Origin of the sequence: Vibrio sp. S234-5 (genome assembly GCF_000960595.1) — a bacterium.
In the GTDB taxonomy this organism is placed as follows: Bacteria; Pseudomonadota; Gammaproteobacteria; order Enterobacterales; family Vibrionaceae; genus Vibrio.
Genome location: NZ_JZAM01000200.1, coordinates 40,354 through 64,547 on the forward strand (window position 1 = coordinate 40,354; position 24,194 = coordinate 64,547).

General features: G+C 47.6%; 22 protein-coding genes. 10 read left to right on the top strand and 12 right to left on the bottom strand.

The window, feature by feature from the left end:
* Nucleotides 1-60 precede the first annotated feature (60 nt).
* From UF06_RS10535 to UF06_RS10545, 3 genes are all read left to right on the top strand, one after another.
* Complete coding sequence (locus UF06_RS10535) at nt 61-1,038, top strand: porin (protein ID WP_045570422.1); 978 nt, start codon at nt 61-63, stop codon at nt 1,036-1,038.
* Nucleotides 1,039-1,437: 399 nt separating this feature from the next.
* The gene (locus tag UF06_RS10540) at nt 1,438-2,319 is read left to right on the top strand and encodes a DMT family transporter (protein WP_045570423.1); all 882 of its coding nucleotides are present in this window, start codon (nt 1,438-1,440) and stop codon (nt 2,317-2,319) included.
* A gap of 130 nt (nt 2,320-2,449) precedes the next feature.
* Nucleotides 2,450-3,067, top strand: a complete 618-nt coding sequence (locus UF06_RS10545) for a glutaredoxin domain-containing protein (RefSeq protein ID WP_045570424.1) — start codon at nt 2,450-2,452, stop codon at nt 3,065-3,067.
* A gap of 74 nt (nt 3,068-3,141) precedes the next feature.
* Here the strand turns inward: UF06_RS10545 and UF06_RS28185 are convergent, their stop codons facing one another.
* The 3 genes from UF06_RS28185 to UF06_RS10555 form a co-directional block, all read right to left on the bottom strand.
* Nucleotides 3,142-3,276: a hypothetical protein gene (locus UF06_RS28185; protein ID WP_264299426.1), complete on the bottom strand. Its 135-nt coding sequence runs from the start codon at nt 3,274-3,276 to the stop codon at nt 3,142-3,144.
* 217 nt (nt 3,277-3,493) lie between these two features.
* Nucleotides 3,494-3,844, bottom strand: a complete 351-nt coding sequence (locus tag UF06_RS10550; protein WP_045570425.1) for a hypothetical protein — start codon at nt 3,842-3,844, stop codon at nt 3,494-3,496.
* Nucleotides 3,845-3,903: 59 nt separating this feature from the next.
* Nucleotides 3,904-5,058, bottom strand: coding sequence for a multidrug effflux MFS transporter (locus tag UF06_RS10555; RefSeq protein ID WP_045570468.1), 1,155 nt, complete (start codon nt 5,056-5,058; stop codon nt 3,904-3,906).
* A gap of 142 nt (nt 5,059-5,200) precedes the next feature.
* Between UF06_RS10555 and UF06_RS10560 the strand changes: the two genes are divergently transcribed.
* Both UF06_RS10560 and UF06_RS10565 read left to right on the top strand, forming a co-directional pair.
* Nucleotides 5,201-6,088 carry a LysR family transcriptional regulator gene (locus UF06_RS10560; protein ID WP_045570426.1) on the top strand — a complete coding sequence of 296 codons (888 nt, stop codon included), beginning with the start codon at nt 5,201-5,203 and terminating at the stop codon, nt 6,086-6,088.
* 170 nt (nt 6,089-6,258) lie between these two features.
* Nucleotides 6,259-8,082, top strand: coding sequence for a bifunctional diguanylate cyclase/phosphodiesterase (locus UF06_RS10565; RefSeq protein ID WP_045570427.1), 1,824 nt, complete (start codon nt 6,259-6,261; stop codon nt 8,080-8,082).
* A gap of 70 nt (nt 8,083-8,152) precedes the next feature.
* Here UF06_RS10565 and mepM read toward each other — a convergent pair whose 3' ends face one another.
* Both mepM and UF06_RS10575 read right to left on the bottom strand, forming a co-directional pair.
* The gene (mepM, locus tag UF06_RS10570) at nt 8,153-9,382 is read right to left on the bottom strand and encodes a murein DD-endopeptidase MepM (RefSeq protein WP_171816728.1); all 1,230 of its coding nucleotides are present in this window, start codon (nt 9,380-9,382) and stop codon (nt 8,153-8,155) included.
* Nucleotides 9,383-9,543: 161 nt separating this feature from the next.
* Nucleotides 9,544-10,170: a hypothetical protein gene (locus UF06_RS10575; RefSeq protein ID WP_045570429.1), complete on the bottom strand. Its 627-nt coding sequence runs from the start codon at nt 10,168-10,170 to the stop codon at nt 9,544-9,546.
* A gap of 270 nt (nt 10,171-10,440) precedes the next feature.
* Between UF06_RS10575 and UF06_RS10580 the strand changes: the two genes are divergently transcribed.
* The 4 genes from UF06_RS10580 to UF06_RS10595 all read left to right on the top strand — a co-directional run bounded on the left by UF06_RS10580 (nt 10,441) and on the right by UF06_RS10595 (nt 16,982).
* Entirely contained in the window at nt 10,441-11,109 is a 669-nt protein-coding gene (locus UF06_RS10580) for a YoaK family protein (RefSeq protein ID WP_045570469.1), read from the top strand.
* Between the two features lie 303 nt (nt 11,110-11,412).
* Nucleotides 11,413-12,795, top strand: a complete 1,383-nt coding sequence (locus UF06_RS10585; RefSeq protein ID WP_045570430.1) for a YjiH family protein — start codon at nt 11,413-11,415, stop codon at nt 12,793-12,795.
* A gap of 289 nt (nt 12,796-13,084) precedes the next feature.
* Nucleotides 13,085-14,956, top strand: a complete 1,872-nt coding sequence (locus tag UF06_RS10590) for a methyl-accepting chemotaxis protein (RefSeq protein ID WP_045570431.1) — start codon at nt 13,085-13,087, stop codon at nt 14,954-14,956.
* Nucleotides 14,957-15,113: 157 nt separating this feature from the next.
* Complete coding sequence (locus UF06_RS10595; protein ID WP_045570432.1) at nt 15,114-16,982, top strand: methyl-accepting chemotaxis protein; 1,869 nt, start codon at nt 15,114-15,116, stop codon at nt 16,980-16,982.
* A gap of 49 nt (nt 16,983-17,031) precedes the next feature.
* Here UF06_RS10595 and UF06_RS10600 read toward each other — a convergent pair whose 3' ends face one another.
* The 3 genes from UF06_RS10600 to ppiC all read right to left on the bottom strand — a co-directional run bounded on the left by UF06_RS10600 (nt 17,032) and on the right by ppiC (nt 19,825).
* Nucleotides 17,032-18,384 carry an alpha-amylase family glycosyl hydrolase gene (locus UF06_RS10600; protein WP_045570433.1) on the bottom strand — a complete coding sequence of 451 codons (1,353 nt, stop codon included), beginning with the start codon at nt 18,382-18,384 and terminating at the stop codon, nt 17,032-17,034.
* Between the two features lie 506 nt (nt 18,385-18,890).
* Nucleotides 18,891-19,490: a glutathione S-transferase family protein gene (locus UF06_RS10605; RefSeq protein ID WP_045570434.1), complete on the bottom strand. Its 600-nt coding sequence runs from the start codon at nt 19,488-19,490 to the stop codon at nt 18,891-18,893.
* A gap of 56 nt (nt 19,491-19,546) precedes the next feature.
* The gene (gene ppiC / locus UF06_RS10610) at nt 19,547-19,825 is read right to left on the bottom strand and encodes a peptidylprolyl isomerase PpiC (protein WP_045570435.1); all 279 of its coding nucleotides are present in this window, start codon (nt 19,823-19,825) and stop codon (nt 19,547-19,549) included.
* A 169-nt stretch (nt 19,826-19,994) separates the two neighbouring features.
* Between ppiC and UF06_RS10615 the strand changes: the two genes are divergently transcribed.
* The gene (locus UF06_RS10615) at nt 19,995-20,909 is read left to right on the top strand and encodes a chemotaxis protein (RefSeq protein ID WP_045570436.1); all 915 of its coding nucleotides are present in this window, start codon (nt 19,995-19,997) and stop codon (nt 20,907-20,909) included.
* A gap of 51 nt (nt 20,910-20,960) precedes the next feature.
* On the opposite strand, the gene UF06_RS10620 is transcribed toward UF06_RS10615, so the two are convergent.
* The 4 genes from UF06_RS10620 to hutW form a co-directional block, all read right to left on the bottom strand.
* The gene (locus tag UF06_RS10620) at nt 20,961-21,503 is read right to left on the bottom strand and encodes an ATP:cob(I)alamin adenosyltransferase (RefSeq protein ID WP_045570437.1); all 543 of its coding nucleotides are present in this window, start codon (nt 21,501-21,503) and stop codon (nt 20,961-20,963) included.
* 79 nt (nt 21,504-21,582) lie between these two features.
* Nucleotides 21,583-22,113, bottom strand: a complete 531-nt coding sequence (gene hutZ / locus UF06_RS10625) for a heme utilization protein HutZ (protein ID WP_039434577.1) — start codon at nt 22,111-22,113, stop codon at nt 21,583-21,585.
* Between the two features lie 24 nt (nt 22,114-22,137).
* The gene (hutX, locus tag UF06_RS10630) at nt 22,138-22,641 is read right to left on the bottom strand and encodes a heme utilization cystosolic carrier protein HutX (RefSeq protein ID WP_045570438.1); all 504 of its coding nucleotides are present in this window, start codon (nt 22,639-22,641) and stop codon (nt 22,138-22,140) included.
* Between the two features lie 45 nt (nt 22,642-22,686).
* Complete coding sequence (hutW, locus tag UF06_RS10635) at nt 22,687-24,060, bottom strand: heme anaerobic degradation radical SAM methyltransferase ChuW/HutW (RefSeq protein WP_045570439.1); 1,374 nt, start codon at nt 24,058-24,060, stop codon at nt 22,687-22,689.
* Nucleotides 24,061-24,194 lie beyond the last annotated feature (134 nt).

Genomic DNA, 24,194 nt, shown 5'->3' on the forward strand with positions numbered 1-24,194 from the left:
CTTAGCCACATAAACAAAACGGGCAAGTAAGCCCATTGATTAAAAATAAGGTAACAGGTAATGAAAAAGGCAGCTCTAGCAACAGCAATTCTTTCAGCAGTGGTAACAGGTTCTTCATTTGCTGCGACAGTATACAGCAACGAAGGAACCGAACTAAAGATTGGTGGCCGCGTTGAATTCCGTGGTGACTTCATCGGCAGTAAAGGCGCTGAAATCGACGGTACGATGAAAGACAGCACTCGCGCTCGTCTCAACCTTAAAGGCAGCACCGATTTAGGCAACGGCCTAGAAGCTTTTGGTTTCTATGAAGCTGAGCAAGGTACTGGCAAAAGTACCTTTGACAACCGTTACATGTATGCAGGCGTGAAATCTGACGCAGGTTCGTTTTCCGTCGGCCGTCAAAACATGGCAGCAGTGATTGTTTCAGACCTAACAGACATGACTGAATTCTCTGGTGTACAGCAGTACATCGATTCATCATCAGACAAAACAGACAGCACTTTCGCTTACCGTGGTGCTTTTGATGCACTGCAAATCCAAGCGACTTACTCAGCGAAAAGCACAGACAGCACCGATTTGATGGGTGTCAGTGGCCTTTACTCACTGCCAATGGGCCTAGACTTAGGCTTGGCTTACTCATCTGGTGACCTCGGCAAAGGCGCTGGTAGCGAAAATCAAATCCTAGCGGGTGCGGGTTACACGCTCGATAAACTGTACCTCGGTGCCACTTACTCAACCGGTGATATCGATGATAAAGCGAAAAAAGAATTCACTGCCTACGAGCTTGTCGCGCAGTATAAAATCAGCAAACCCTTTAGTCTCGCACTGCTCTACACCTTCGCGGAAGAAGACAACAACGGCACGAAATCTGACGCAACTAAAGGTATTGAGTTGGCTGGTTACTACAAGCTAAACAGCAACTTCCGCACTTACGCGTCTTACTACATGAACCAAATGGATGAAGTAAAAGACACGACGACAGGCAAATTAAAAGAAGGTGAAGACACGCTTCGCTTGGGTGTACGCTACGATTTCTAATTGTCCTTAACACTTAGAGTCTTTAAGCCGGTCCAGTCACCGGCTTTTTTTATTTTCGAGCAACGATGGCGTCAATTGGTGGATAACAACTTGCCCTCGCTGTGCACCAAAGGGGATAGTTGAGCATGATCTTGGTGCAATTAACGGCATATCAAAATGGCTCTCCCTATAAATATCAACAACTTATAATCTGGCACGCATCATGCTCTTAGTAAAGTACAAATGCATGGCAGCGTTTGTGCTTCTCGTTCTTAACCTCTTAATCAGAGGTAACGTCCTTTAAATCGGCATTTGCCCCCTTCACTGGGGGCTTTTTTTATCTCGCATTTTGTAGGGAAACATTGGCTTACTCAGCGAGAAAACGTATGATTCTCAAACTTTTACCAACGTCAATTGTCTATGCAATCTCAACATCACCCCATTCGAGGCGCGAGTTGGATGTTAACCGCCGGGCTCGCTTTTGCTCTGGTTAACAGCCTTGCGCAAATTGCCAGTATCCATTTTGCCATTCCGTCCACCACCGTCGCTCTGCTGCAATACGGCATCGCGCTGCTTGTTATTCTACCGTATCTCAGAACCCTCGGTATCCGCCGTTCGCTGCGAACCTCGCACTTCGGTTGGCATGCCCTGCGTGTTTTTCTCTCGGTGATTGGTATCCAATTGTGGCTGTGGGCACTCGCCTATCCGGTGCCGATTTGGCAAGGCATTGCGCTTTTGATGACATCACCTCTGTTTGCCACTATTGGCTCAGGCTTGTTTCTCAAAGAAAAAGTTGGCCTCGCTCGCTGGGCCGCCACGTTAATGGGATTTGTCGGTGCAATGATCATTCTTGAACCATGGACAGATGATTTCAGTTGGGCGACCTTACTGCCTGTCGGCGCGGCCTTCTTCTGGGCATGTTATTCGCTAATGGTGAAAAAGCTCTCGGTGAATGATCCGCCTTCCACCATGCTGGTCTACTTACTGCTGTTGATCACCCCGTTTAACATTTTGCTCGCCTTGCCCGATTTTACCCTGCCAAGCAACACAACCATCTGGCTGGTACTTTTTGCCGCAGGCTGTATGACCGCACTGGCACAGTGGGCGGTGGTCAAGGCGTATGACAGCGCTGATGCCTCCTTTGTGCAACCTTTCGACCACGCGAAACTGCCGCTCAATGTCTTGGCCGGCTGGCTGGTTTTCGGCTGGGTTCCACCGGGCAGACTTTGGGTCGGTGCGGCGATCATTATCGCTTCCGTCGCTTTCATCACTCATTGGGAAAGTAAGAAAAGCAGACGGTGAGAAATCGCTACTAAGAAAACCGAAAGTAAGCAAAGCGATAATTTCTACTAGGCTGAAAGAAAAGGCAGACAAACTCGTTCTTATCCACAAGAAACTGATTAAGGCGAATAGCCAAATTAAGGAAACGCTCGTGAGTAAACCGATCATCATCACTTTGTATAAATGGGCTGGAAGTTGGGGCCCTTTTAAAGTCAATATCCCTTGTGGCGAGTGCACCTTAACCAAAGACATTCTCACTGACACCTTTGCCAACGAACTGGCAGACGTCCCCGTTGAGCTGGAGGTCAAGGATTGGCTTTCTCACTGGTGGGAACCGCTAAAACTGGGTGCTTGGCACGCACCGATTCTCGTGGTTGAAGGCAAAGTAGTCAGTCAGGGAGAGGCGCTCAACCGTGGCGTATTGGTTCAGTCAGTCATCGCCGAATGGTCCAAACGCGATACACTCAAAGGCAACATCGTCTACGGCAAAGCAACCTGCCCTTACTGCGTTAAAGCCAAGAAACTGCTTGATGATGCAGGCATAAAATACCGCTATCACGATGTGGTCAAAGAGAGTGCGGCCCTGTATCGCATGATACCTGAAGTAAAAGCCATCATCGGAGAGAAAACGCCTGTGACCGTCCCGCAAATATGGCTGGAAGGCAGTTACGTCGGTGGCTGCGATCAACTGCAACTCTGGCTAGAGCAACGTGGTTTAACCTCGTTGCCAGACAATGTGGTGGATATGAGTCATCAAACGGCTCACTAAGAGCCTAACTGAGCGAAAATAAAAAACCTGGCTAAAGCCAGGTTTTTTTGAAAATTTATTACAAATGAATGATCTTATTTTGCCATTTTTTTGAACATACGGCTGATCAAAGAGGCTTTCTTCTTGGTGCTTTTTCCGTACAAAGCGTTGTGCATCGCTTGTTTTGCCATCATTTGACCAATGTACGCGCCACCTAGTTCGTTACCCATTTTGCTTCTCCTCAGTTTTCTTTTCTCTCATTTATGTTGTAATTTTACTTCATATTCAGCTAATAACAAGCGTTAGATCACATTTATTTCGTAATTTTATTTCATGAGATGATAAAAAGATCTTATCGAAATGAGAAAAAGAGAGCAGCGTTGCAGTTATCAACAAAAAACGCCGCAGTGAACAACACGGCGGCGTTTTACGCAAAGGAAAAGGAGGTTAGCTGCGTTTGGGCTGCTGGTATGTTTTGCCTACCGCTTGGTAAGTATCCTTCGCTTTCACTTCAAACATGCTGTCAAAGAACCAAGCCGCAAATTTCACCAAGTGCTCACCTTCGTTCATGATGTGTTCTAGGTACTCGGTTTCTTCTCCCGCTTCATTTTCTTGGTAAGAAACGTGATAGATACGTCGCTCACCCTCTACTTCGGCCAAAACAAATTGCCCCGTGAGGGATTGCGCTGCCTGCGAAATTTCTTCATCGTCCGACGCTTTTAGCAATTCCAGCGCTTTTGGTAGGTTTTCTTGCTGGCAAAGCGCTTTCACCAGTTGTTCAAATTCGTTCTGTTGCATCAATATGCCCTTGTGAAGATTTGCGCGCATTGTAGTAATGCCGCTCGGTAGAATCAAGCTCACACTTGTTGTACTTCGCGAGCAACAATAATGCGGCGATTAAAAAGCAGCACCGCAAAGCAACCACTTGCCACCATCAGATAGAACAGCCCAAGCTGTGTTTGTGTGGCAATGCAGTGTTCCACCAAAAATCCGCCCAACAACGCGGCAACCGACATCTGTACCGAGCCAGAGAGCGCAGACACCGCGCCCGCTTTTTGTTTGTGTGGCGCTAGCAGCAAGCTGATCGACAACGGAAATGACAAGCCTTGAGCGAAACTCATCAGAGTGAAAGCGCCCACAAGGCTCGCCACACTCAGCGGTAAACTCATGAGTGCAAGCCCAGCCAGTACAATCAGGGTAAAACTGAATCCTAGTACGCTACGGATAGTAAAACGGCGCAGCAGAATATTCACCGCAACACTGCCACAAAGAAGCCCGACGGAGGGAACGATCATCAAGCTGCCGTAATCCGCGGCCGATAAACCGAGTTCATTTTGCATCATAAAGGGGAAAATCGATAAGCTGACCAAACTCGCTAAGTAACTCATCCAGTTAAAACTTGCACTGCCCAAAACTTGTGGGCTGGTCAGTAGCTCACGATAGATCGCAACCAGGCTCAGCGGACGAAAACGCGTTTTCGCATACGGCAAAGTTTCCGGTAAGACAAAATAACCCAGCGTAAAGATTGCCAGCAGGTAACATAGCACAAACACAAACACCGCTTGCCAACTAATATGAAAGGCTATCCAACCACCAAACACAGGGGCGATGATCGGCATAATTGATGCGGTTACCGAAATGTACGACAGCGCTTTAGTCAGTTGATCCCCTTCGTAGCTGTCACGCAACACAGAGCGCCCCAGCACCGATGCACTGCCCGCCCCCAATCCTTGCAGTAGGCGCCCAAATTCCAACGCCTCCATACTGGAGGAAAAAGCGATACAGACTAAGGTGCCCAAGAGATATACCCCTTGACCCACAATGAACACCGGGCGACGACCAATCGCGTCCGAGAGCGGCCCGTAGAAGAGTTGCGAGAAGCCAAAACCGAGTAAAAACAGCGTCACCAATTGCTGCACACTGGCTTGCGCCAAGCTGAGTTCAGCACTGATCATCGGCAGCGAAGGCATGTAGATAGCCACTCCAACCTGCCCAGTTGCAATAATCATCATCGCCAAAAGTAGTGGTGTTTTACGCAGCCGATTTTGCACTTTACTTCTTTCTCCCTCAAACTATCGTCGCAGTGTATATTGCTTATGATTTGATGATAATCTAGGAAACTGGAAAGAAATTAATTCCTAGAGAGAATGAATAATGGATTGGATCCAAAGCGTACAGAGTTACATCAAAGTGGTGGAGGAAGGCAGTTTTAACGCTGCGGCGCGAAAGCAGAACACCACCAGTTCGGCGATCAGCAAACGCATTCAATGGCTAGAAGATAAAATTGGCGTACAACTGTTAAAGCGCACCACGCGTTCGATCAGTCAGACCGAAGCCGGCGCACTGTTCTATCAACGTGCTAAAGTGCAAATGGAAAGCTGGCAATCGGTGTTAGACGAAACACGTTCCGTCAACCAAAGCCCAGCAGGTCTGTTGAAAATTGGCGCGACCTTATCGGTAGGTTCTAAGTTTCTGGTTCATTATCTTGATGATTTTCTTGAGAAATATCCAGACATCAAAATTCAGCTTTTTACCACGTTACCCGGCCAGTTGCCGGAGCTGAGTTTGGATCTGTTTATCAGCCGTGAGTTGGAACAGTTAAACTCGCTCAGCTTTATTGCCACACCCCTATTTGAGCACAAGGCAACATTTTACGCCGCCCCTGCCTATCTAGCCAAACATGGCACTCCGACCTGTGCAGACGATTTGTTGCAACATAACGTACTCATCTGGGGGGAGAAGCCGAGCCGAGAAGTGAAAATCAACAAAGGAAAACGTCTGACTCTCTCTGGCAATTTCTCTACCACCAACCCAGAAGCGCTTTTTCATGGTGCCAAGCGAGGCATGGGCATTTTATTGAGCAATAACGTGATGATCAAAGATGAGTTAAAACAAGGCACACTGGTGCGGGTTTTGCCTGAAATCACCGCCGACGAATCAACTGTCTATGCTTACTATCCAAAACTCGACTTCCAGCACACACGAACGAAGCTGTTTATCGACTATCTAAAAGAACGGTTGGAACAAGAAAGATCCAGTTGAAGTGTATTTTTACCTGATGGGAAAACAGTGGCTTAGCGGCTAGGCAGACAATCAACGTTGCAAACTTTGCAGACCTGTACAATATTTAACACGATGCATAAAGTAATGATTTTGCAAATCTGTGCACCAATCACAACTCGTGAAAACTATTCAGGCAGAGATAACGTCAGATGAAAAGTTCAACCTTGGAAGCTTGCATTGAACTCGATACGCTCATCCAGGCTTTGTCCCTCGATGGGAATGAGTTACTGCACCAAGTTACTTTAGAACTGCAAAGAAAGTTTGCTGCTTACTCAACTTGCATCTTGCAGGTTGATTTGCATAGCGGTCACACCAGTATTAAGTCTTGCACCAAACGCGACTCGGATTCCGATCTTGCTCACCCTACGCCTGAATCGTTAGAGAGAGTCGCACTGGCCATCACTGAGTATTGTCTTAGCCACGCGAGTTGTTACTGCTCTGCCCCTCATTCTGCGACGCTCACAGCGATGGGAATCAAAACCTTTGTTGGCATTCCACTTCACGCACCCAATGGTGACATTATGGGCATGTTGATTTCCGTGTATGATTCCCCACCGCAGGAAACGGTTAACCTGATTAAGCACCATCAAGTGTATGCCAAACTGGCAGCACAAAGCCTACGTGAACAGTGGCTAACGGCACGCTCTGATCAGTTGGTCAATCAGCTCAGTTATGAGGTCTCTCATGACAATCTCACCGGATTGGAAAATCGCAGTAGTTTGAGTGATACCTTGGAGACGCTAACCGAGCAGACCGAGAGCCCGTTTTCTTTGGTCTACTTAGACATTGATAACTTCAAGCTGATCAATGATATTCACGGTAACTACATCGGCGACCAGATCCTTAAATTTACTGCGAATGCGATTCGTCAAGTGCTGCCACCGCCGAGATTAGCCTATCGAATTTCTGGTGATGAATTTGCTCTTATTACGTTCGCAGCACAGCCGGAAGAGGTCTGCCAGCAAATTTTGGACAACCTCTCACCCGGGTATCAAGATAAATGCAACCATGTCAGTTTTGATGTCAGCATAGGCATCGCAAAAGCAGCAAACAAACGAGTCGTGAGCGGCGACGAGCTGATCCTCAACGCCACCTTGGCGATGAAAGAGTGTAAGAAACATCCTCAAGAACGGATACGCTGTTACGACACGCATCTCAGTGCGCACTACCACCGTAAGTCACAATTGATTGAAGCCATTCGCGAACAGCTCTCCTTGCCTGTAGAAAATAGCCAGGAGTTTTATGTCGTGATTCAACCCATTGTTAACATCAATAACAAACGCTGGGACTATTTTGAAGTGCTCGCTCGCTGGAACAGCGCTGAGTATGGTGCCGTATCACCTGTTGAGTTTATCGACGCGGCAGAGCAATCTGGCTTAATCACTCAACTAAGCGAACGCATTATCGAGCTGGCGTGCCAGAGTAAAGTGTGGCTGGAAAATGAGCTAGGTTATCGAATCAAACTCGGTGTTAACTGCTCAGCCTATGAGCTGGTCAACGACCAACGCTATCTGGCTTTTCTCGATGCCATGATGCGCAAATATCACCACCATCCAAAAGATTTTGTCATCGAGTTAACTGAGACAGTTTTGCTAACTCAATCTGGCAAAGAGCAGCTTTTACTCGATGCACTAAGACAAAAAGGCTTTCAAATCGCACTGGATGACTTCGGTACGGGCTACTCCAGTTTGAATTACATCTACAGCTACCCCATTGATGCCATTAAAATTGACGCCAGTTTCGTGCGCAATATGCTCAGCAACCAAACTGCCGAGCGTGTGGTTTGGTTGATTATTCAACTGGCTAGCCAACTGAATGTCGATCTGGTCGCAGAAGGGGTTGAAGACGAACATGAATTGAACAAACTGGTCGAAATGGGCTGTGAGCGTATTCAAGGTTACTACTACTCCAAACCGCAAAAACCGCAGGAAATCATCGCCAGATTGAAGGCGCAAAACGCGCGCAGTGCCTAAACGGAAAGCTTGTCCAAACAGATCAAAGGGGCATACGCCCCTTTGCTATTATCATTTGCTCGCAATCCGATCATATCGCCTGCGGCGTTTGCTCTCGCAAAATAGAATCCACTTCTTTCACCGTTGCTAAGAAAGATTTCATTTCCTTACTCGGCACCGAACTGGCCATTGGGATATTGGCCTTCATCGCATTAACCGGGCGATTGTGCTCCAACAGTTCATAGTGAAGATGCGGCCCGGTCACTCGACCTGTATTACCAGATAAACCAATTTTTTGCCCACGCGACACTTTTTGTCCTTTACGCACAAGGATCTTGCTTAGATGCAAATAGCGTGTTTTGTATTTGCTGCCGTGTTCAATCACCACATAGTTACCGGCAAATGGGTGATTGCGCACCATAATGACCGTTCCATCGCCTGTCGACATCACGGGGGTGCCAATCGGCGTGGCAAAGTCCGTTCCATTATGCGGAGCAACACGTCCAGTGACAGGATGCAAGCGACGTGGATTAAACTGCGAGCTCAAACGCCAATTACGTGCAACGGGATAACGCTGGAAGGCTCGTTGCAAGCTCTGCCCTTTGGCATCGTAAAACTGGCCATCCGTGTGTAGATAAGCGCTGATTTCACGCCCACGGTTGTAAATTTTGATCGCTTCTAGCTGACGCTTGCCACTGTCGATGCCATCGATATATTGCATCCGCCGCACCACTTCAAATTTATCACCAACGCGCAGATCTCGCGTAAAATTCAATTTCTCTCTCAACAAAGAAACCACTTGATCAATTTCTGTACTAGTCAATCCTAGGCGATTGGCCGAAGTAGAAAAACTGCCTTCAATCGTTCCTGTCAGCGGTTGCTGCCGCCACTCGCCGGGAAGGTTAACCTGCTCAAAATCAAAAGCGCCGTCGCTGTTGCGCACGTAAACCGCTTTATCTGCGATGCTGAACTCCAGCTCCATTTTATTGAGCTCACCGGTCGCTTCATTTCTCCAGAATCTCAGCGTATTACCGGGTTTTAAGGTATCAAGCGCCAGATAGTTTAAGTCGGTTTCCATCACTTTCATCATCTCAGCGTAGCCAAAACCAAGCTGGGTAAAAATTGAGCTGAGGTTGTCACCGCTTTTTATCTGGTATTCAAAACTGGGAGGAATCATCCAACCGTCTGACTTATTGGCTAACAGCGACTCAACCACTTGGCTCGTCTCGGGTAAATTGAGTTCAATCGTGCGAGTGAGTTTGGATTGAGGTAATGACGCGGCAATACCGACAATTGCCACCAGCGGTAGAGAGAACATCATCCACTTCTTACCGCTGCTGCGTTGAGAAACACGTCTGTTAATTAGTTGGGAAGACACGGCCTTACTATCTCCTGCTGAACAGGCTTCACAGCTTATGCATTTCTTATTGAGAAATCACCATGAAATTGCCATTTTTAGCACAAAAGTTCGCTAAAAAATGATTATTTATATTGTTTGAGTTTATTTGTCACTCGCTCATATTGCCGTGTCACTCGGTCAAGCGGTTGTTCTACATAGGGTTGTTGCGCCGAATGTTGCAAAAATCCCACTTCAATACGGCCATTCTCGGCCAACAGAGTCCCTTTAATCTGGATACGATCGCCAAGTAAAACCGCATCCGTCATAATCACTCGTCGCGGCTGCGGGTCATATTTAAACAATCCCAAATAGTAAAAACGGCCGCTTCCCTGATTACTGACCATCAATGGCGCAGTAAACCAGGTTTCTTCATCCGAACTGAGATCCAACTTAAACTTAGTAAACAGCGTGACGCGACCTCTCTCCATCCCCGCGTCATACGGACCTGATGCCACACCATTTGCACTGTCATACTCATCAATAAAGGCAAATGCTTTGCTCTCGGGCACATTGAGGGTCAAGGGATTGGGCGTTGAGATCCCAAGCCAAGCGTAAAGCAGCGCATCACGTTCTATCGGTTGATTGGGAAACTTTGCCATTATGTCATCGTCACTGAGGCTAAAGCGGTAAACGCCAGCCACAGTCACTACCGCCAACATCGTGATTGGGACGAGCAAAATTAATGGAATAGGCAGTCGGCGTCTTTTCATCTTTCTAACCGGCAAATTTGAGTTAGGCAGACCTTAAAGCTCTTTCTCACAATGATCAAGACGACAAAGCGGCTCAAGATGACAAAGCGCCGCTCAAAAAGAGCGATCCATGCTTTGGCTCGTTTCTGTGGCATGAAATCATTGACCGCTCAAATTTTGATATAAAAGTTCAAAATTACTTGAGAAGGATCAACCACCAACAGCTCGTACCACTTTAACTTGGCGCACGCAGCGCTATAATCACTACCTTAGTCCTTGAGAGAGATGACCGTGATTTCTAGATTGCCTCGTTGGGTTGAATTTGGTGCCTTCCTACTGGCACTGTTGGCTGGCTGCGTGAACGCTATTGGTCTGATGGGATTTCAACACCAAGCGATTTCACATCTCTCTGGTACGGTGACGCTGCTCGGTAGCAGCTTTCTCACTGACACCACCGATACTTTTCACTTGGTGCTGATTATCGTCAGCTTTTTATTAGGCTCAACCTTCAGCGGTTTTTTTATCGAGAGCAGCGCATTAAAACTTGGCCGCCGCTACGGTGTGGCACTCTGTATTGAAGGCTTTTTGTTAATCATGTCACTCGGATTTTTGGTAAATGGTCATATTTACGGCCAATATTTAGCCTCTGCAGCATGTGGATTGCAAAACGCGATGATCACCACCTTCAGCGGCGCAGTGGTGCGCACCACGCATATGACAGGGGTGATAACCGATCTCGGCATCATGATTGGCGAAAGCTTACGCGGCCAACAGTTTGATAAGCGCAAAGCCAAGTTGTTCCTATGCATATTCTGCGGTTTCCTCCTCGGCGGCTCGGTTGGCGCTGTTAGCTTCCTTCATTATCAACTCTACGCATTAATTTTCCCCGCCAGTTTGGCGATTACCATCGCGTTCGCCTACTGGATCTACCTTTACCTCAATCGAAACAGGGCTAATTGACAGAGTTATCGGCTATTTTTGGCCCCTTCCCGCAGACGAAATCACAAATTTTTGCATCAGATGAAGCGCCCCAAACTCAAAATGATACAATTTCCTAACATTTAACACATAGTCAATACAATACTCTGATTTCATATTGCTCATCGGATGTTACGCCTGAATATTTAGGGTATTTTGTTGAATAGTATTGCATCGAGGTGCGTTTGCGAGTACTCTCGCGCACTCTGTGATTAAACACAGACGTTTAGTGAATATCTATTCTCCAGAAATGGAAGTATTGACTAGTAGTAACATGAGAAACGTATGACAGAAAACACCAATACTGCCACGCTGACCAATGGTGAAGTGGCTGGAAAAAACAACTTTTGGAAATTTTTCATTCCTTCGCTTATTGGCCTACTTCTTTTTATGGCTCCAATCAGCTACCAAGGTGAACTAACCATCCCAGTGGCGATTTTAGCCAAGCTGGTTCCCGCTTTGTTGGGAGATCATCTTGTCGCACTCGTGACAGCAATTATCGCTTTTATGGCTGTAGCCTCTCTTGCTACCAAACTTTTCCAGCCAGCGAAGATCGTCAAAAACGCGTTTCTCAACGGCCTGTTTAACCCAAGCTCGCTATGGCTATTAGTTCGCCTTTTGGGCGGTGCGGCCGTGGTGATGACTTTTTTCCAAGTTGGGCCAAAAGCGATTTGGGAAGAAAACACCGGTGGCCTAGTCCTGACTAGCCTGCTGCCAACTCTGTTTGCGGTGTTCATCTTTGCGGGCATGCTACTGCCACTGCTGCTTAACTTCGGTTTGCTGGAACTGTTTGGCGCGCTGCTGAGCAAGGTGATGCGTCCTGTATTTAACTTGCCTGGCCGCAGCGCTATTGACTGTATGGCTTCTTGGCTTGGCGATGGCAGCGTGGGAATTTTGCTCACCAGCAAGCAGTACGAAAGTAAGTTCTACACGCAACGCGAAGCGGCAGTCGTAGGCACCACTTTTTCTGCAGTGTCCATCACCTTCAGTTTGGTCGTGATTGCCCAAGTGAAACTGGAGCACCTGTTTCTGCCATTCTACGGCGCTATCTGTCTTGCGGGTATTGTTGCCGCCATCATCATTCCTCGCTTACCGCCACTGAGCATGAAGAAGGATCGCTACATCGATGGCAGTGAACCACACGCTGACGCCAACGCGGTGCCAGCGGGTCATACCGCATTTAGCTGGGGCATGGAACTGGCTCTGGATCGCGCTGGCAAAGTGACGTCGGTAAAATCTGTGGTTGCTGAAGGCATCCGTAACGCAGTGGATATGGTGTTTGGTGTACTACCCGTCGTGATGGGATTAGGCACCATGGCGTTGATCATCGCTGAATACACTCCTGTGTTTTCTATTCTTGGCCAGCCGTTCATCCCATTCCTTGAGCTATTGGGTGTACCAGAAGCCGTTGCCGCATCTGAGACCATTGTTGTTGGTTTTGCCGATATGTTCATCCCGGCCATTTTGGCGGCGTCTATTGATAACGAGATGACTCGCTTTATCATCGCAGCCATGTCGGTCACTCAACTGATTTACATGTCTGAAGTTGGCGCGCTACTGCTCGGCAGCAAAATCCCAGTCAATATTGTTGAGCTGTTCGTGATTTTCATTCTGCGCACACTCATCACTCTGCCAATTATTGCTGGCGTGGCGCATTTGATTTTCTAAGCACATATCACTGCATGCAAAGCCTCGTTGAATACGAGGCTTTCTTGTATTTGAGACGTTGAGACTTCTCATCTTTGTGACGTCCACTTAGCTATCAATCCACTTAATATTCAATCGGATGCAAGAGCAGCCTATCAAAGTCACAAAAACAGGACCGACATCTACAAATATTTGCCTAGCTTGGAAAAAAGTAACAAATTGTACTTAGGTATACGGCGCAAATGCCGATAATACTTCTACAATTAATAAAAAATTACAAAGCTTGCTGGAATTAAGTTAGGGGATTTATATGAAATTCAGTCATAAAGTTGTAGCAGCCTCTTCTGCGCTGTTGTTAGTGACTATATCCTTGCTGTCACTTAAGCAAATTTACACTGTTCGCAGCACCATTGAAGAACACGTAACTAAAAGCCTAGATGAGATGATAAGCAGTGTACGCAATACCGTAATATCGGAGATGGAAGCGCGTAAGATGCTGGCTCAATCCACCACCGAAGTGATTGAGATTTCGCCATCCGACAAAACCTATGTCAAAACCATTCTTGAGAAACCAAAACTGAAATCCAGTTTCCTTGCGGTGGGTTTCGGCTACGAGAAAGATGGCTCCGTGGTTGAAAACGATGACGGCTGGGATGCTGGCCCGGATTACGATCCTCGTAAACGCCCTTGGTATATTGATGCCAAAAACAAAAACCAGTTGATCGTCACCGCACCTTATATTGATGTTTCCAGCAAAACCGTGATCATTTCGGTTGGTACTCCTGTGAAAGAGAATGGCCGTTTCGTCGCTGCCATGTTCTATGACATGAAACTGACTAACTTGGCCAATCTGGTCAACCAAGTTAACCTGTTTGACGCGGGTTATTTGTTCCTCGTCGCCTCCGATGGCACCACCATTGCTCACCCAGAAGCAAAAAATAACGGTGAGAAGCTGTCGAGCTATTTACCGCAAGTGCAGCTCAAAGAAGGCTCGCAAGAGTTTGAGCTCAACGGTACTCGTTATCTGGTTGAATTTAGCAAGATCCCAAGTGAAAACTGGTATATCGGTGCGATTGTAGACCAAGATATCGCTTTCTCAGCAGTCAACTCTCTGCGCAACAACTCCATGATTTATGCTGTGATTGCCTTAATCCTCAGCTTGACCGCGCTTACCATGCTGATCCGCTTCTTAATGCGCCCACTGGATGCATTAAACGCGGCAATTCAAGATATGGCTTCTGGTAACGGAGATCTGACTCATCGCCTTGATACCAATACCGATCAAGAGTTTTCACAGCTTGCGGCAGGCTTCAATACGTTTACCGCCAATCTGCAAAAGCAAATCATTGAGTCGAAAGAGATCGGTGTAGAAATTCGCCACGGTACGGAGCTGACGGCAAGCGGTGCTCGAGGTTCTGCCGAAGCAATGAGTGAGCAATTGCAAGAGCTTGAACAACTGGCTACCGCGATGAATGAGATGGCCGTAACCGCAACCGAAGTAGCTAACAATGCTCAAGGCGCAGCGGCCGCAGCGCAAGAAGCCGATGATGCCACACAGCAAGGAGCCAACGTGGTCAATCAGTCAACCGATTCCATCAACCTGCTGTCGCAACGTATTGATATGGCAGTTGAAGAGGTGCACGGATTGGAGTCCGCAACTGCCAATATCGAAACCATTTTGAAAGTCATCAACGACATTGCCGACCAAACCAACTTGCTAGCGCTTAACGCGGCGATTGAAGCAGCCCGCGCGGGTGAATCCGGCCGTGGCTTTGCCGTGGTTGCCGATGAAGTGCGTACCTTGGCGCAAAGGACTCAACAGTCTACGACTGAAATTCGCAACATGATCGAGCAACTTCAATCGGGCGCGTCTTCTGTGGCTGGTGCGATGAAAGAGAGTAAAAACAGTGCAGTTGACGCGGTGGAAAAAGCCAACTTGGCGCGTAACTCTCTGCAACGTATCCGTGATGCGATTCAACGAATCACCGATATGAATATGCAAATTGCCTCCGCTGCTGAGCAACAAAGTTTGGTCGCAGAAGAGATCAACAGCAACACCGTCAACATCAAAGATCTCTCTACACAGGTAGCAGGTGAAGCGAGAAATGCCAACCAATCGATGCAAGTTCAGACGGACAACGTGCGTAAATTAGACGATATTCTCAACCGTTTTACTGTCTAATCATCATAGAAAAAGCGAAGGATTCTCCTTCGCTTTTTTTTCGGACAAAAAATACTTTATAAATTAGATATTACTAAATAAATAACTGGATGAACGGTACTTTCTTAACTATAAAATTATAAGTAGTTGGTTACTTAACCAAACTGAGGGACACAGGATGAAATTTAGCCATAAAATTGTTGCAGCCTCTTCGCTACTGCTGCTCGTTACTGTTTCTTTGCTAACGGCAAAGCAATATTTTACTGTTCAGGACGAACTGACCAAACAAGTAGAAGCCAGTGTCACTGAAATTGTCGATGGGGTCCGAAATACCGTCGCAGCTGAAATAAACGGCAGAAAAGCCATCGCCGCCTACTCAACCAGTATGATGGAAACCGACCTCTCACCTAAACATATCTCCGACGTCATTACTCGCCCGGTGGTTAAAAATACCTTCCTACTCGCTGGCTTGGGCTTCGAAAAAGACGGCTCGAATATTAATAACGATCCGAACTGGAACCCGGGGCCGACTTGGGATCCTCGAGTACGCCCTTGGTATAAAGATGCGAAGAATGCCGGAAAACTGATTATTACTGCCCCGTATGCTGACTCGGCAACGAATGAAATTCTTGTCTCCATCGCGACGCCTGTGCGCGATAACGGCAAGTTTATTGGGGCAATCTTCTACGATGTAAGTTTGGCGGGGTTGGCCGAATTAGTAAACCAAGTAAAACTGTTTGATGCGGGTTACGTCTTCATCGTGGCAAAAGATGGCACCACCATCGCTCACCCAGAGACAAAGAAAAACGGCAAACCGATGTCGGAATACATGCCAAACGTGCAAATTACCGACAAACCGCAGAAAGTCGAGTTGAATGGTACTTCTTATACTCTTGATTTTTCTGCCGTTCCTGGGGAAGACTGGTATGTAGGCGTGGTACTCGATGAGAGTATTGCTTACCAATCGATAAGCCAGTTACGTAACAGCTCCATCATCTATACCTTGATTGCGCTGATTATCAGTATCGCGATTCTGCTGGTGCTGATCCGCTCTTTGATGCGTCCACTTGATGATCTCAACACGGCGATTCAGGATGTTGCCTCTGGCGATGGAGACTTAACTCAGCGCCTAGATACCAATACAGACCAAGAATTCTCGAAACTGGCCAGTGGTTTTAATGCCTTTACGGGCAATTTGCAGCAGCTCATTAAGCAGTCTAAAGCGATTGGTGCTGAAATCCTGCATGGGTCAGAAAACACCTCTGTGGGTCTTCAAGAGTCTGCGGCAGCGATGCAAGAGCAGTTACGTGAGCTGGAACAACTTGCCACCGCGATGCATGAGATGGCGACAACCGCTTCCGACGTTGCCTCTAACGCCCAAGGTGCGGCTTCTGCAGCGAAAGATGCCGATGACGCCACTGTCGATGGCACCGCCATTGTCAACGACACGACTCAAGCGATTGATGAGCTCTCAACTCGCATTGACGAAGCGGTCACAGAGGTACAAGTGCTCGAATCGGCCACGTCGAACATCGAAACCATTCTAAAAGTGATCAATGACATCGCCGATCAAACCAATTTGCTGGCTCTAAACGCGGCGATTGAAGCGGCACGTGCGGGCGAATCTGGACGTGGGTTTGCTGTGGTTGCAGATGAAGTGCGCACGCTAGCGCAGCGTACTCAAGAATCAACCACCGAAATCCGCAGCATGATTGAGAAGCTGCAAAGCAGCGCGAACTCGGTTGCAAGCGCCATGAACCAAAGTAAGGACACAGCGATCAACGCCGTTGCAAGGGCACAAGAAGCCAACAGCGCACTTGAACGCATTCGTGGTGCCATTCAGCAAATTAGTGATATGAATATTCAAATTGCTTCAGCCGCTGAAGAGCAAAGCTTAGTTGCCGAAGAGATCAACAACAACACGGTGAAGATCAAAGATCTCTCCGTACAGGTATCTGAGTTGGCAGAGAGCGCTAACATTGCGATGCAAGTTCAGGTAGAAAACGTCCGTGAACAAGACGCAATCTTGAACAAATTCATCGTTTAACGCATTTACTAACCATAAAAGACGGCGAAGCTTAAGCTTCGCCGTTTTCCTACCACATCATCAAGCTGGTTTTCGCGTCAATGGTGAAATCAACTCGACCTTTACTTGAACTGTAACGTTTTCCAGTCAGCACATCCGTTAAAGACGTGCTGCTAGGGATAGAAACCGACTGTTTGCGAGTCGACTTATTGATCACCACAAAGCCTTCTTTACCACGTCGGAACAGTAGCATGTCGTCATTGCCCTCCAACACCTCCATTTCTTCACCATGGAATCGGTTGTGAAATGCAATCATCTTCGCCATTTTGGGATCGCGCCACGCTTTAAGCCAGCGCGGTTCTCCTGACGCATTTTTCATTCCACTGGTGTCGAGATCGGTATAAACCAGCGGGCTACCGCCATCACGGCTAAGAATATAAGCATAAGCGAGCCATTCGGATGTCTCATCCATCACCAAACTGGCAAACACATCGTTATTGGGAATATCGTGGGTAACCACAAAGGTAATCGCCCTGCGTTTAGAGAGCGCTTGCCCAAAACAATATGGATCGATCAGGCTTTTGAAACTGCCCTTTTCTGAGAAAGCCTTAAATAGAGTGCTAAAGAGCGGAAAATCGTACGCCCCCAAGCGGGTTTCTTGCAAATAGGGTTGCAAGAAAAGCTCATACTCTTCCTGAGTCGCCCCACCATCGGTAATGATCTCACCAAAGATATGCATCCCTTCAGTAATCTCATCCGTCCAAACTTGTTTGATGTGCTCCAAGGTCATGTGCTTGGCCGCATCAATGCGAAAACCTTTCACACCAAGTTTTTTCAACGCGCGCAGGTAGTTACGCTGCTGCTCAATCACATGCTCATGCACGCGCAATGTCGGCAGACCCGGATCGCTTGGACCACCCGAAATCCGCCCGTTTTGCACCTGCCATTTATCTTTCCAATCTTTGATACCGAACGCTTCAACAAAATCATTCTCGGTGAATAGCGGCTCAGAAAGATCGCCAAACAAGCGTTGCTTTTCAAAGTACTCGGGGTTGCTGATGTACTCTTCCAGCACAGATTTGGCCGGATAGTTCAAGTCGCTGCGTTGCTTGGCTTCGTTGGCCATGTGGTTAAAAACGACATCGGCGTAAACGCGAACGCCAACCGTCTCAAGAGCTTGAACCATGCTGCGGAAATCTTGTGTGTTGCCGAGAAAGTTGTCGATAACACGATAATCTTGTGGCTGATACCGTTGCCACCATTTTGCGGATTTGGCGCTACGCAGCGGTGGTGATACCAGCACCGAGGCATAGCCCATTTGATTGATCTTTTCTGCTTGAGCGCCAATCTCATCATAGCGCCAGTCGAAAGCGTGCAAAATCACGTTGCCTTTTCGTTTTTGCTCGTTGTTTAAGCAAGCCATTTTCACTCTCCTTTCACGTTACACCTTGCGAAGCAGCGTATCGCCATATCGCTTCGGTGCGCCTGAAGAAAATTATAGAGCGAACTGGCTATTCGCCATCCACCTAGGGAATGTACAAACGGGAGGAAACCCAGGGCGTAGAAATCGGCCAAGTGGCCAACTTTCATCCTTCCTAGAGTCATAAAGAAATGAGACCGCCTCGACGAAACGATCCTATCCAACTGTTTTAAAACAATAAAAAAGAATAAACACGCTTCTTTTGGGAAAGAAAATCTGACGATAAGTATTTGAAATTAGGCTTGAGATAAAAATTACACTGAGATGAATCACATCAAATTTGTGAACTTAATCCAAGTAAATTATCAAACCAAGCTATTACTGACCGTGATTCATTGCGCCGATAAGCGTTGATATTTGTAGGTGATCGCTTTGGGTAGTCTGCGTTCGATGCTCAATCGTGTTACAAATGCAGTGCACTCTTAACAATGGGTTGTGCGAAGTAGCTCCTAAGGACGTGGCTCTGACTCCGCGATCTTCTTATCGGCTCTTAAATGCAGCAGATGATTGCGGTAAAACTCATCCTCAACACAACCATGTTGCCGCGCTTTTTTGTAGATTGACGCGACAAAAATGTCCGCCAGCGAGAAATGATGACCAACGGCATAGCCTGAATCACAACACAGAGTCGCACGCAATGTATCAAGGCAGCGCATAATCCACTGACCACGCAAGACCCGCTTTTCTCTCTCGCCCAGCTCAGGACGCCAAAACGTCAGCACGGTTCTGTTTTGCGGTGAATGAATACTGGAATTAACGTACTCACATACCCGTCGGACATGGGCTCTTTCGCTGCGCGTTTGCCCGAGCAAAGGCCAATGGTCGCCACTTTCTTCAAGGTACTCAATAATGGCCATGGACTCTGAAAAGATCTCGCCATCCACCGACAATGCGGGCACGTAGCCAAAAGGGTTGATATTGAGATAGCTGCCAGTGAGCGCTTCGCTGCTCACTTCTATCCGCCGATAGGCGATTTGCTTGTAATTAAGCACCCATTCCACTCGCTCCGAACTGTTGGAGCCTTTCGCACTGTAGAGAATAACGTCCATATTTCGTCCTAAAACGCTCTGTTCAACAGGAGCTGACTAGCTAAACCTGCCGCTGATCATGTCCGATACAACACCTTCACCACATGCCAGCCGAATTTGGTTTTTACCAGATGTGGGGTGAGCACTTCGCCGCTAAAACACACTTTATCAAATTGAGGGACCATCTGGCCGCGTTTAAACTCACCCAAATCACCACCGCGTTTACCGGATGGGCAAAGGGAATGTTTTTTGGCGAGTAGGTGAAATTTCGCCCCTTTTTTCAGTTGCGCGATGATCTCTTCCGCTTGTTCTTTATGTTTCACCAAAATGTGTAACGCCGCTGCTGTTTGGGCCATGAAATTCCCCTCAAAATGTCAAAGTGCGCAAGTTTACCTGAAGTCATCAATCGGATCATTAATTGCCGTTGAGATAGCTCTATCGCACTTTCGTCGTCGATATCCCTTGAAGGTGAGCCATTATGCAGTAAGATTGACAGTAAAAAATAACGTAAAGCAAGGTAACAGTATGGCAAAAGCCCCTAGTAAGGCAAATCAATCGCAGGGAATGCTGGTGTTTAAGCTGACACTAAAGCAGAATTTCGCTATTGGTACGCTCAAAGTTCGGGAGATCGTGCCATATTTGCCCACCACGCAAATCCCTTATTCACACCGCCACGTCATCGGCACTGTGACGATTCGTAACCTGACCGTTCCTGTCATCGATATGTCGGCGGCGATTGGTTTTCGCCCGATTGATAAGTCGGAATACAAAAATAGCTATTTGATCGTCACAGACTGCTTGCGCACTGTCGTGGCTTTTATGGTGCGTTCGATTGAGAAAATCATCGATTGCGACTGGCGCTCCATCGAGACGCCACCAGCCAGTGCCGGACACAATGTGTTTGTCACTGGTATCACCCGTTACAACAATGAAATTGTGCAGATGTTGGACGTCGAACTGCTACTGTCAAAAATTTACCCGCAGTATGAAAACACTAAGATTCCGATGCTCACCGACATTGAACGCGAACGACTCAAAGCGTTAAGCATCTTGCTGGTGGATGACTCGTCGATTGCCCGCAAACAGTTGAGCGATGCGTTGGACAGCATCAATATCTCTTACCAAATCTGCAAAAACGGTGCGGACGCACTGGCCTTAATGCGCAGCGAAGCAGAACGGGGTCGTCCGGTTGATTTGCTGGTTAGCGACATTGAAATGCCGGGATTAGATGGCTACGAACTGGCGTTTGAAGTACAAAACGATCCGGCGCTTAATCGCTCCTATCGTATTTTGCACACCTCGCTATCGAGTGAAATTTGTGTCGATCGCGCCCATCAAGTTGGCGCGCATGAGGCACTGGAAAAATTCAACGCAGGTGAACTGGTTGAGGCCATGCTGCGCGGTGCGCGAACGCTTGAAAAATCCAAAGAGGCGGTGTAATCCGCCTCATCTTTCCTTTACTTACTTTCATTATTCCTTTACTTACTTTCATTACTTTTTTTTCGGCATCGGATAGCTTTTGCTAACAAACTCCGTTTCTTCCACTTGGTTGATCTGGTTCGTGTACGAGGCAAGCGCATACATCACATTGGCCAGCAAATTGCCATAGCGAAACAGGATTGGTGCAGGCGACTTCAAGCCACTGTGTTCAATCGCAACCAAGGCCCTCACTACTTTTTTCGCCTGACAGCGGCAAAGGTGCAATTGCGACGACACAGGGTGACCACCCGGCAGCACAAATCCAGCAAAACCACCGGACAACGCTTCACGCAGCGCGTCATAGTCGGCGGTCAATGCCTCAACATCCTCTTCGCCGATCGCTAACTTGCCACGCACTGAACCGTTAAGATGATAAATGTTCGCTTGCAGTCGGCTCAGCACCTCTCGCACCAGAGGATCGAGCGGCTGCATGCTCAGGACGAGCCCAACTCGGCAGCAAAGTTCATCTGCGGCAATTTCAAAATCACACACAGCACTCTCTTCATAAATAAACGGATAGCAGAGCTCTGCCATGACTTTACTGACGGGTTTCACAACGTATCTCCAGCCGATAAAAAAGGGAGTCAGTATAACCTAACTCCCTTAAACTCATTAATATTTGCCAGCGTCGAGCTTAGCCATTAGAGATCTGGCGGTGCCCTTCTTGCAAATGAACAAAATCGACCAAATCTTCGCCAGACACTTGATACGCTTGACCAAAGCCTTTGACAAACAAACCCCGTTCAGCTTTTAAATTGAACAAGACAAAATCTTCCAGTTGGCTCAAGCCCGCAACAATTTCACCAAAGCGCTCTTGCATCTGACCAATCACCTGCTGCCAAAGTTGGCTATCGCGCTCCACCACACTGGCGACGGCATCAAACGTCAGGCGTTTACGCGCAAATAGCTGTTTTGCTGAATCTTCATCTTCGATCATCATCAAAGAGACTTGTGGATTCTCTAGGAGATTGCGTGCATGACGTGCGATTTGCGAAATCAGCACAAAGTAACCTTCTTGATTTTGTACAAAAGGCGCGTAGCTGACATTTGGGCGGCCATCTTTATCAACCGTCGCCAGTTGCAAGGTTTGACGCTCTTGGCGGAACTCTTTGATCTCCGGCTCTAAGCGGCCTTGTAGTCGTTCTTGTTTTACCTGCTGATCCATGACTTTCTCCTCACTCTTATTCTATTACTTTGCAAACTCAGCTTGCATGGCTTTAAAACGCTCCACTTGCTGTGGAATCAGCTCACGCTTCTCATCACGGCCAAGGTAGATTTTAAAAATGTTTTCCCCGCTCTCGGAGAAAAAGCCGAAATAGTGGCTCTCACGCCCCATAAAAGGCTTGCTCACTAAACCAACCGCTTTTACGTTGTCCAGCTTGAGATGGCCGTGCAGCTCACCTTGACGTCCCATCAGGTTGTAATAGCCTCTGGCTTCTTTTCCTTTGGGAAATGGCGCTTTCACCTCAAATATTGAGCCAAAGGCGTGCACTATCGTCGTCACTGGGCCGAAGTCGACCAGACTTTCCAAGACAGACTGAGCCATTTCACCCGGTAGCATTACCACCATGTCGCTTGGCAAGGCACTGACCACATCCAGCTCTGACACATTAAGGCGTTCGGCCATTGCCCCCGGCAACAAAGTTGGTTCTTGTTGCAACAACTCTGCGACTTTTGCTTGTAGTTCGTTCATTTTGCTTCCAAAAGTTCTTGGTTTATTCAATAAATTGCGCTGTTGTTACAGCGCAATATCGTAAATTTGCTGTTGTTGCTGATACTCAGAGCTTAGTACTTGAATGCAAGCTTGAGCGAGTGTCACCGCCCAAAAGCTACCTGCCAACGTTAACACCAGACTCTGTTCATCCAGCTCAACTAAACCTTTTTGCTGCCAAACTTCAAACAGTGGACGCAGATACTCAAACGTGCCCACTCCAGAAAAATCAGCAAGCTGGCAGGCTTGCAGCACACCGCGATCAAAACCCGATTTTAAGGCTGAAAAAATTGGCTCTAAGCGGTGCTGCTTTGTCATCAGCATCAAGGGCAGGCGTTGCTGTCTCATCGCTTCGAGATAGCTATCAAGCTGGCGCTCTTGCATCAAACCATAACCACCAATCGAGCCACCCGCACCACAACCAATTGGCAACACTTCAGCGTAGGTTTTTGCCAAACTGTTGTATAAACTGCGCTCACGATTGTCCGTTGCCCAGTGATTAACACTGAGCTGCTTGAGGTGGTGCGCTTGCATAAACTCAACACCCAGTTGATACATAGACGCTTTCTCTGCGGTGGTTGCGGGTGCAGGCAAACGGCCTTTTTCCACTAAGTTGAGCATGGGCGCGCTGCCACCAACGACCAGTTGATACAGATCTAAACCATGCGCACCGGTTGAGATGAAATCCTGCAGATCTTGCTGCAGCACTTGCTCACTTTGATGCGGTAAACCGTAAAGCAGATCAACAATGATGGGCGCTTCATCGTAACCTGCCAGCTCACTAATGCGAGAAAGCACTTGCTCTCTGTCGTCCAAGCGTTTGGCGCTGCGTCTTACTAAAGTATCAAAGCTCTGCACGCCAAAGGAGAAACGGTTAAAACCTCCTTTTAGCGCACTTTGATACATCTCATCGCTAAAACGGTTGATTCGGCCTTCTAAAGTGATTTCGCAGTCAGCCGCCAATGGAAAGCGGCTGCGCAGCAACGTGCCTAGCTGCTCTACCTGTTTCGGCGATAAGTCAGTTGGCGTTCCGCCGCCAACATAGACCGCGTGAAACACGCCGTTTTGTGTCCAAGGCTGTGCCGCTTTGAGTTCAACTTCTGCCATCAAGGCGGCGAAATAGCTATCAACCAACTGACGGCTAGCTGCATTTTGGAAGAAATTACAAAAGGTACAGCGCACGCGACAAAATGGAATGTGCACATAAAGACAACGCTTTTGCTTGGTGCTCTCTTGCTGAGACATCAGCTGCTGAAACGTCGTACTCATTTTGTCCGCTGCTACGGGGCGACTTCCTCCCCCTGCGTGCGCAGCGTGTTTTTGTGCAAATGCAAAGCGCAGTGGATCGGGGGTGTTCGCGCCAAGAATCGATTGATCGTACTTCTCTAAATTAAGCGTCATAGTTACTCGCTTATCACTCACCAGATAAAGCTTGGGAGCCTAACTCTTTAAACTGGGCAAATGATAAAATCAGACAAATGATAATGCAATTGATAATTGATATTATTTGTATTGTAGGTGATAATCTCGCCCAG

Excerpts from the sequence above, each read along its gene's own strand:
- UF06_RS10535 (WP_045570422.1), top strand. The coding sequence starts at position 61 with ATGAAAAAGGCAGCTCTAGCAACAGCAATTCTTTCAGCAGTGGTAACA.
- UF06_RS10540 (WP_045570423.1), top strand. The coding sequence starts at position 1,438 with ATGCAATCTCAACATCACCCCATTCGAGGCGCGAGTTGGATGTTAACC.
- UF06_RS28185 (WP_264299426.1), bottom strand. The coding sequence starts at position 3,276 with ATGGGTAACGAACTAGGTGGCGCGTACATTGGTCAAATGATGGCAAAA.
- UF06_RS10550 (WP_045570425.1), bottom strand. The coding sequence starts at position 3,844 with ATGCAACAGAACGAATTTGAACAACTGGTGAAAGCGCTTTGCCAGCAA.
- UF06_RS10555 (WP_045570468.1), bottom strand. The coding sequence starts at position 5,058 with ATGATGATTATTGCAACTGGGCAGGTTGGAGTGGCTATCTACATGCCT.
- UF06_RS10560 (WP_045570426.1), top strand. The coding sequence starts at position 5,201 with ATGGATTGGATCCAAAGCGTACAGAGTTACATCAAAGTGGTGGAGGAA.
- UF06_RS10565 (WP_045570427.1), top strand. The coding sequence starts at position 6,259 with ATGAAAAGTTCAACCTTGGAAGCTTGCATTGAACTCGATACGCTCATC.
- mepM (WP_171816728.1), bottom strand. The coding sequence starts at position 9,382 with ATGATGTTCTCTCTACCGCTGGTGGCAATTGTCGGTATTGCCGCGTCA.
- UF06_RS10575 (WP_045570429.1), bottom strand. The coding sequence starts at position 10,170 with ATGAAAAGACGCCGACTGCCTATTCCATTAATTTTGCTCGTCCCAATC.
- UF06_RS10585 (WP_045570430.1), top strand. The coding sequence starts at position 11,413 with ATGACAGAAAACACCAATACTGCCACGCTGACCAATGGTGAAGTGGCT.
- UF06_RS10590 (WP_045570431.1), top strand. The coding sequence starts at position 13,085 with ATGAAATTCAGTCATAAAGTTGTAGCAGCCTCTTCTGCGCTGTTGTTA.
- UF06_RS10595 (WP_045570432.1), top strand. The coding sequence starts at position 15,114 with ATGAAATTTAGCCATAAAATTGTTGCAGCCTCTTCGCTACTGCTGCTC.
- UF06_RS10600 (WP_045570433.1), bottom strand. The coding sequence starts at position 18,384 with ATGGCTTGCTTAAACAACGAGCAAAAACGAAAAGGCAACGTGATTTTG.
- UF06_RS10605 (WP_045570434.1), bottom strand. The coding sequence starts at position 19,490 with ATGGACGTTATTCTCTACAGTGCGAAAGGCTCCAACAGTTCGGAGCGA.
- ppiC (WP_045570435.1), bottom strand. The coding sequence starts at position 19,825 with ATGGCCCAAACAGCAGCGGCGTTACACATTTTGGTGAAACATAAAGAA.
- UF06_RS10615 (WP_045570436.1), top strand. The coding sequence starts at position 19,995 with ATGGCAAAAGCCCCTAGTAAGGCAAATCAATCGCAGGGAATGCTGGTG.
- hutZ (WP_039434577.1), bottom strand. The coding sequence starts at position 22,113 with ATGGATCAGCAGGTAAAACAAGAACGACTACAAGGCCGCTTAGAGCCG.
- hutX (WP_045570438.1), bottom strand. The coding sequence starts at position 22,641 with ATGAACGAACTACAAGCAAAAGTCGCAGAGTTGTTGCAACAAGAACCA.
- hutW (WP_045570439.1), bottom strand. The coding sequence starts at position 24,060 with ATGACGCTTAATTTAGAGAAGTACGATCAATCGATTCTTGGCGCGAAC.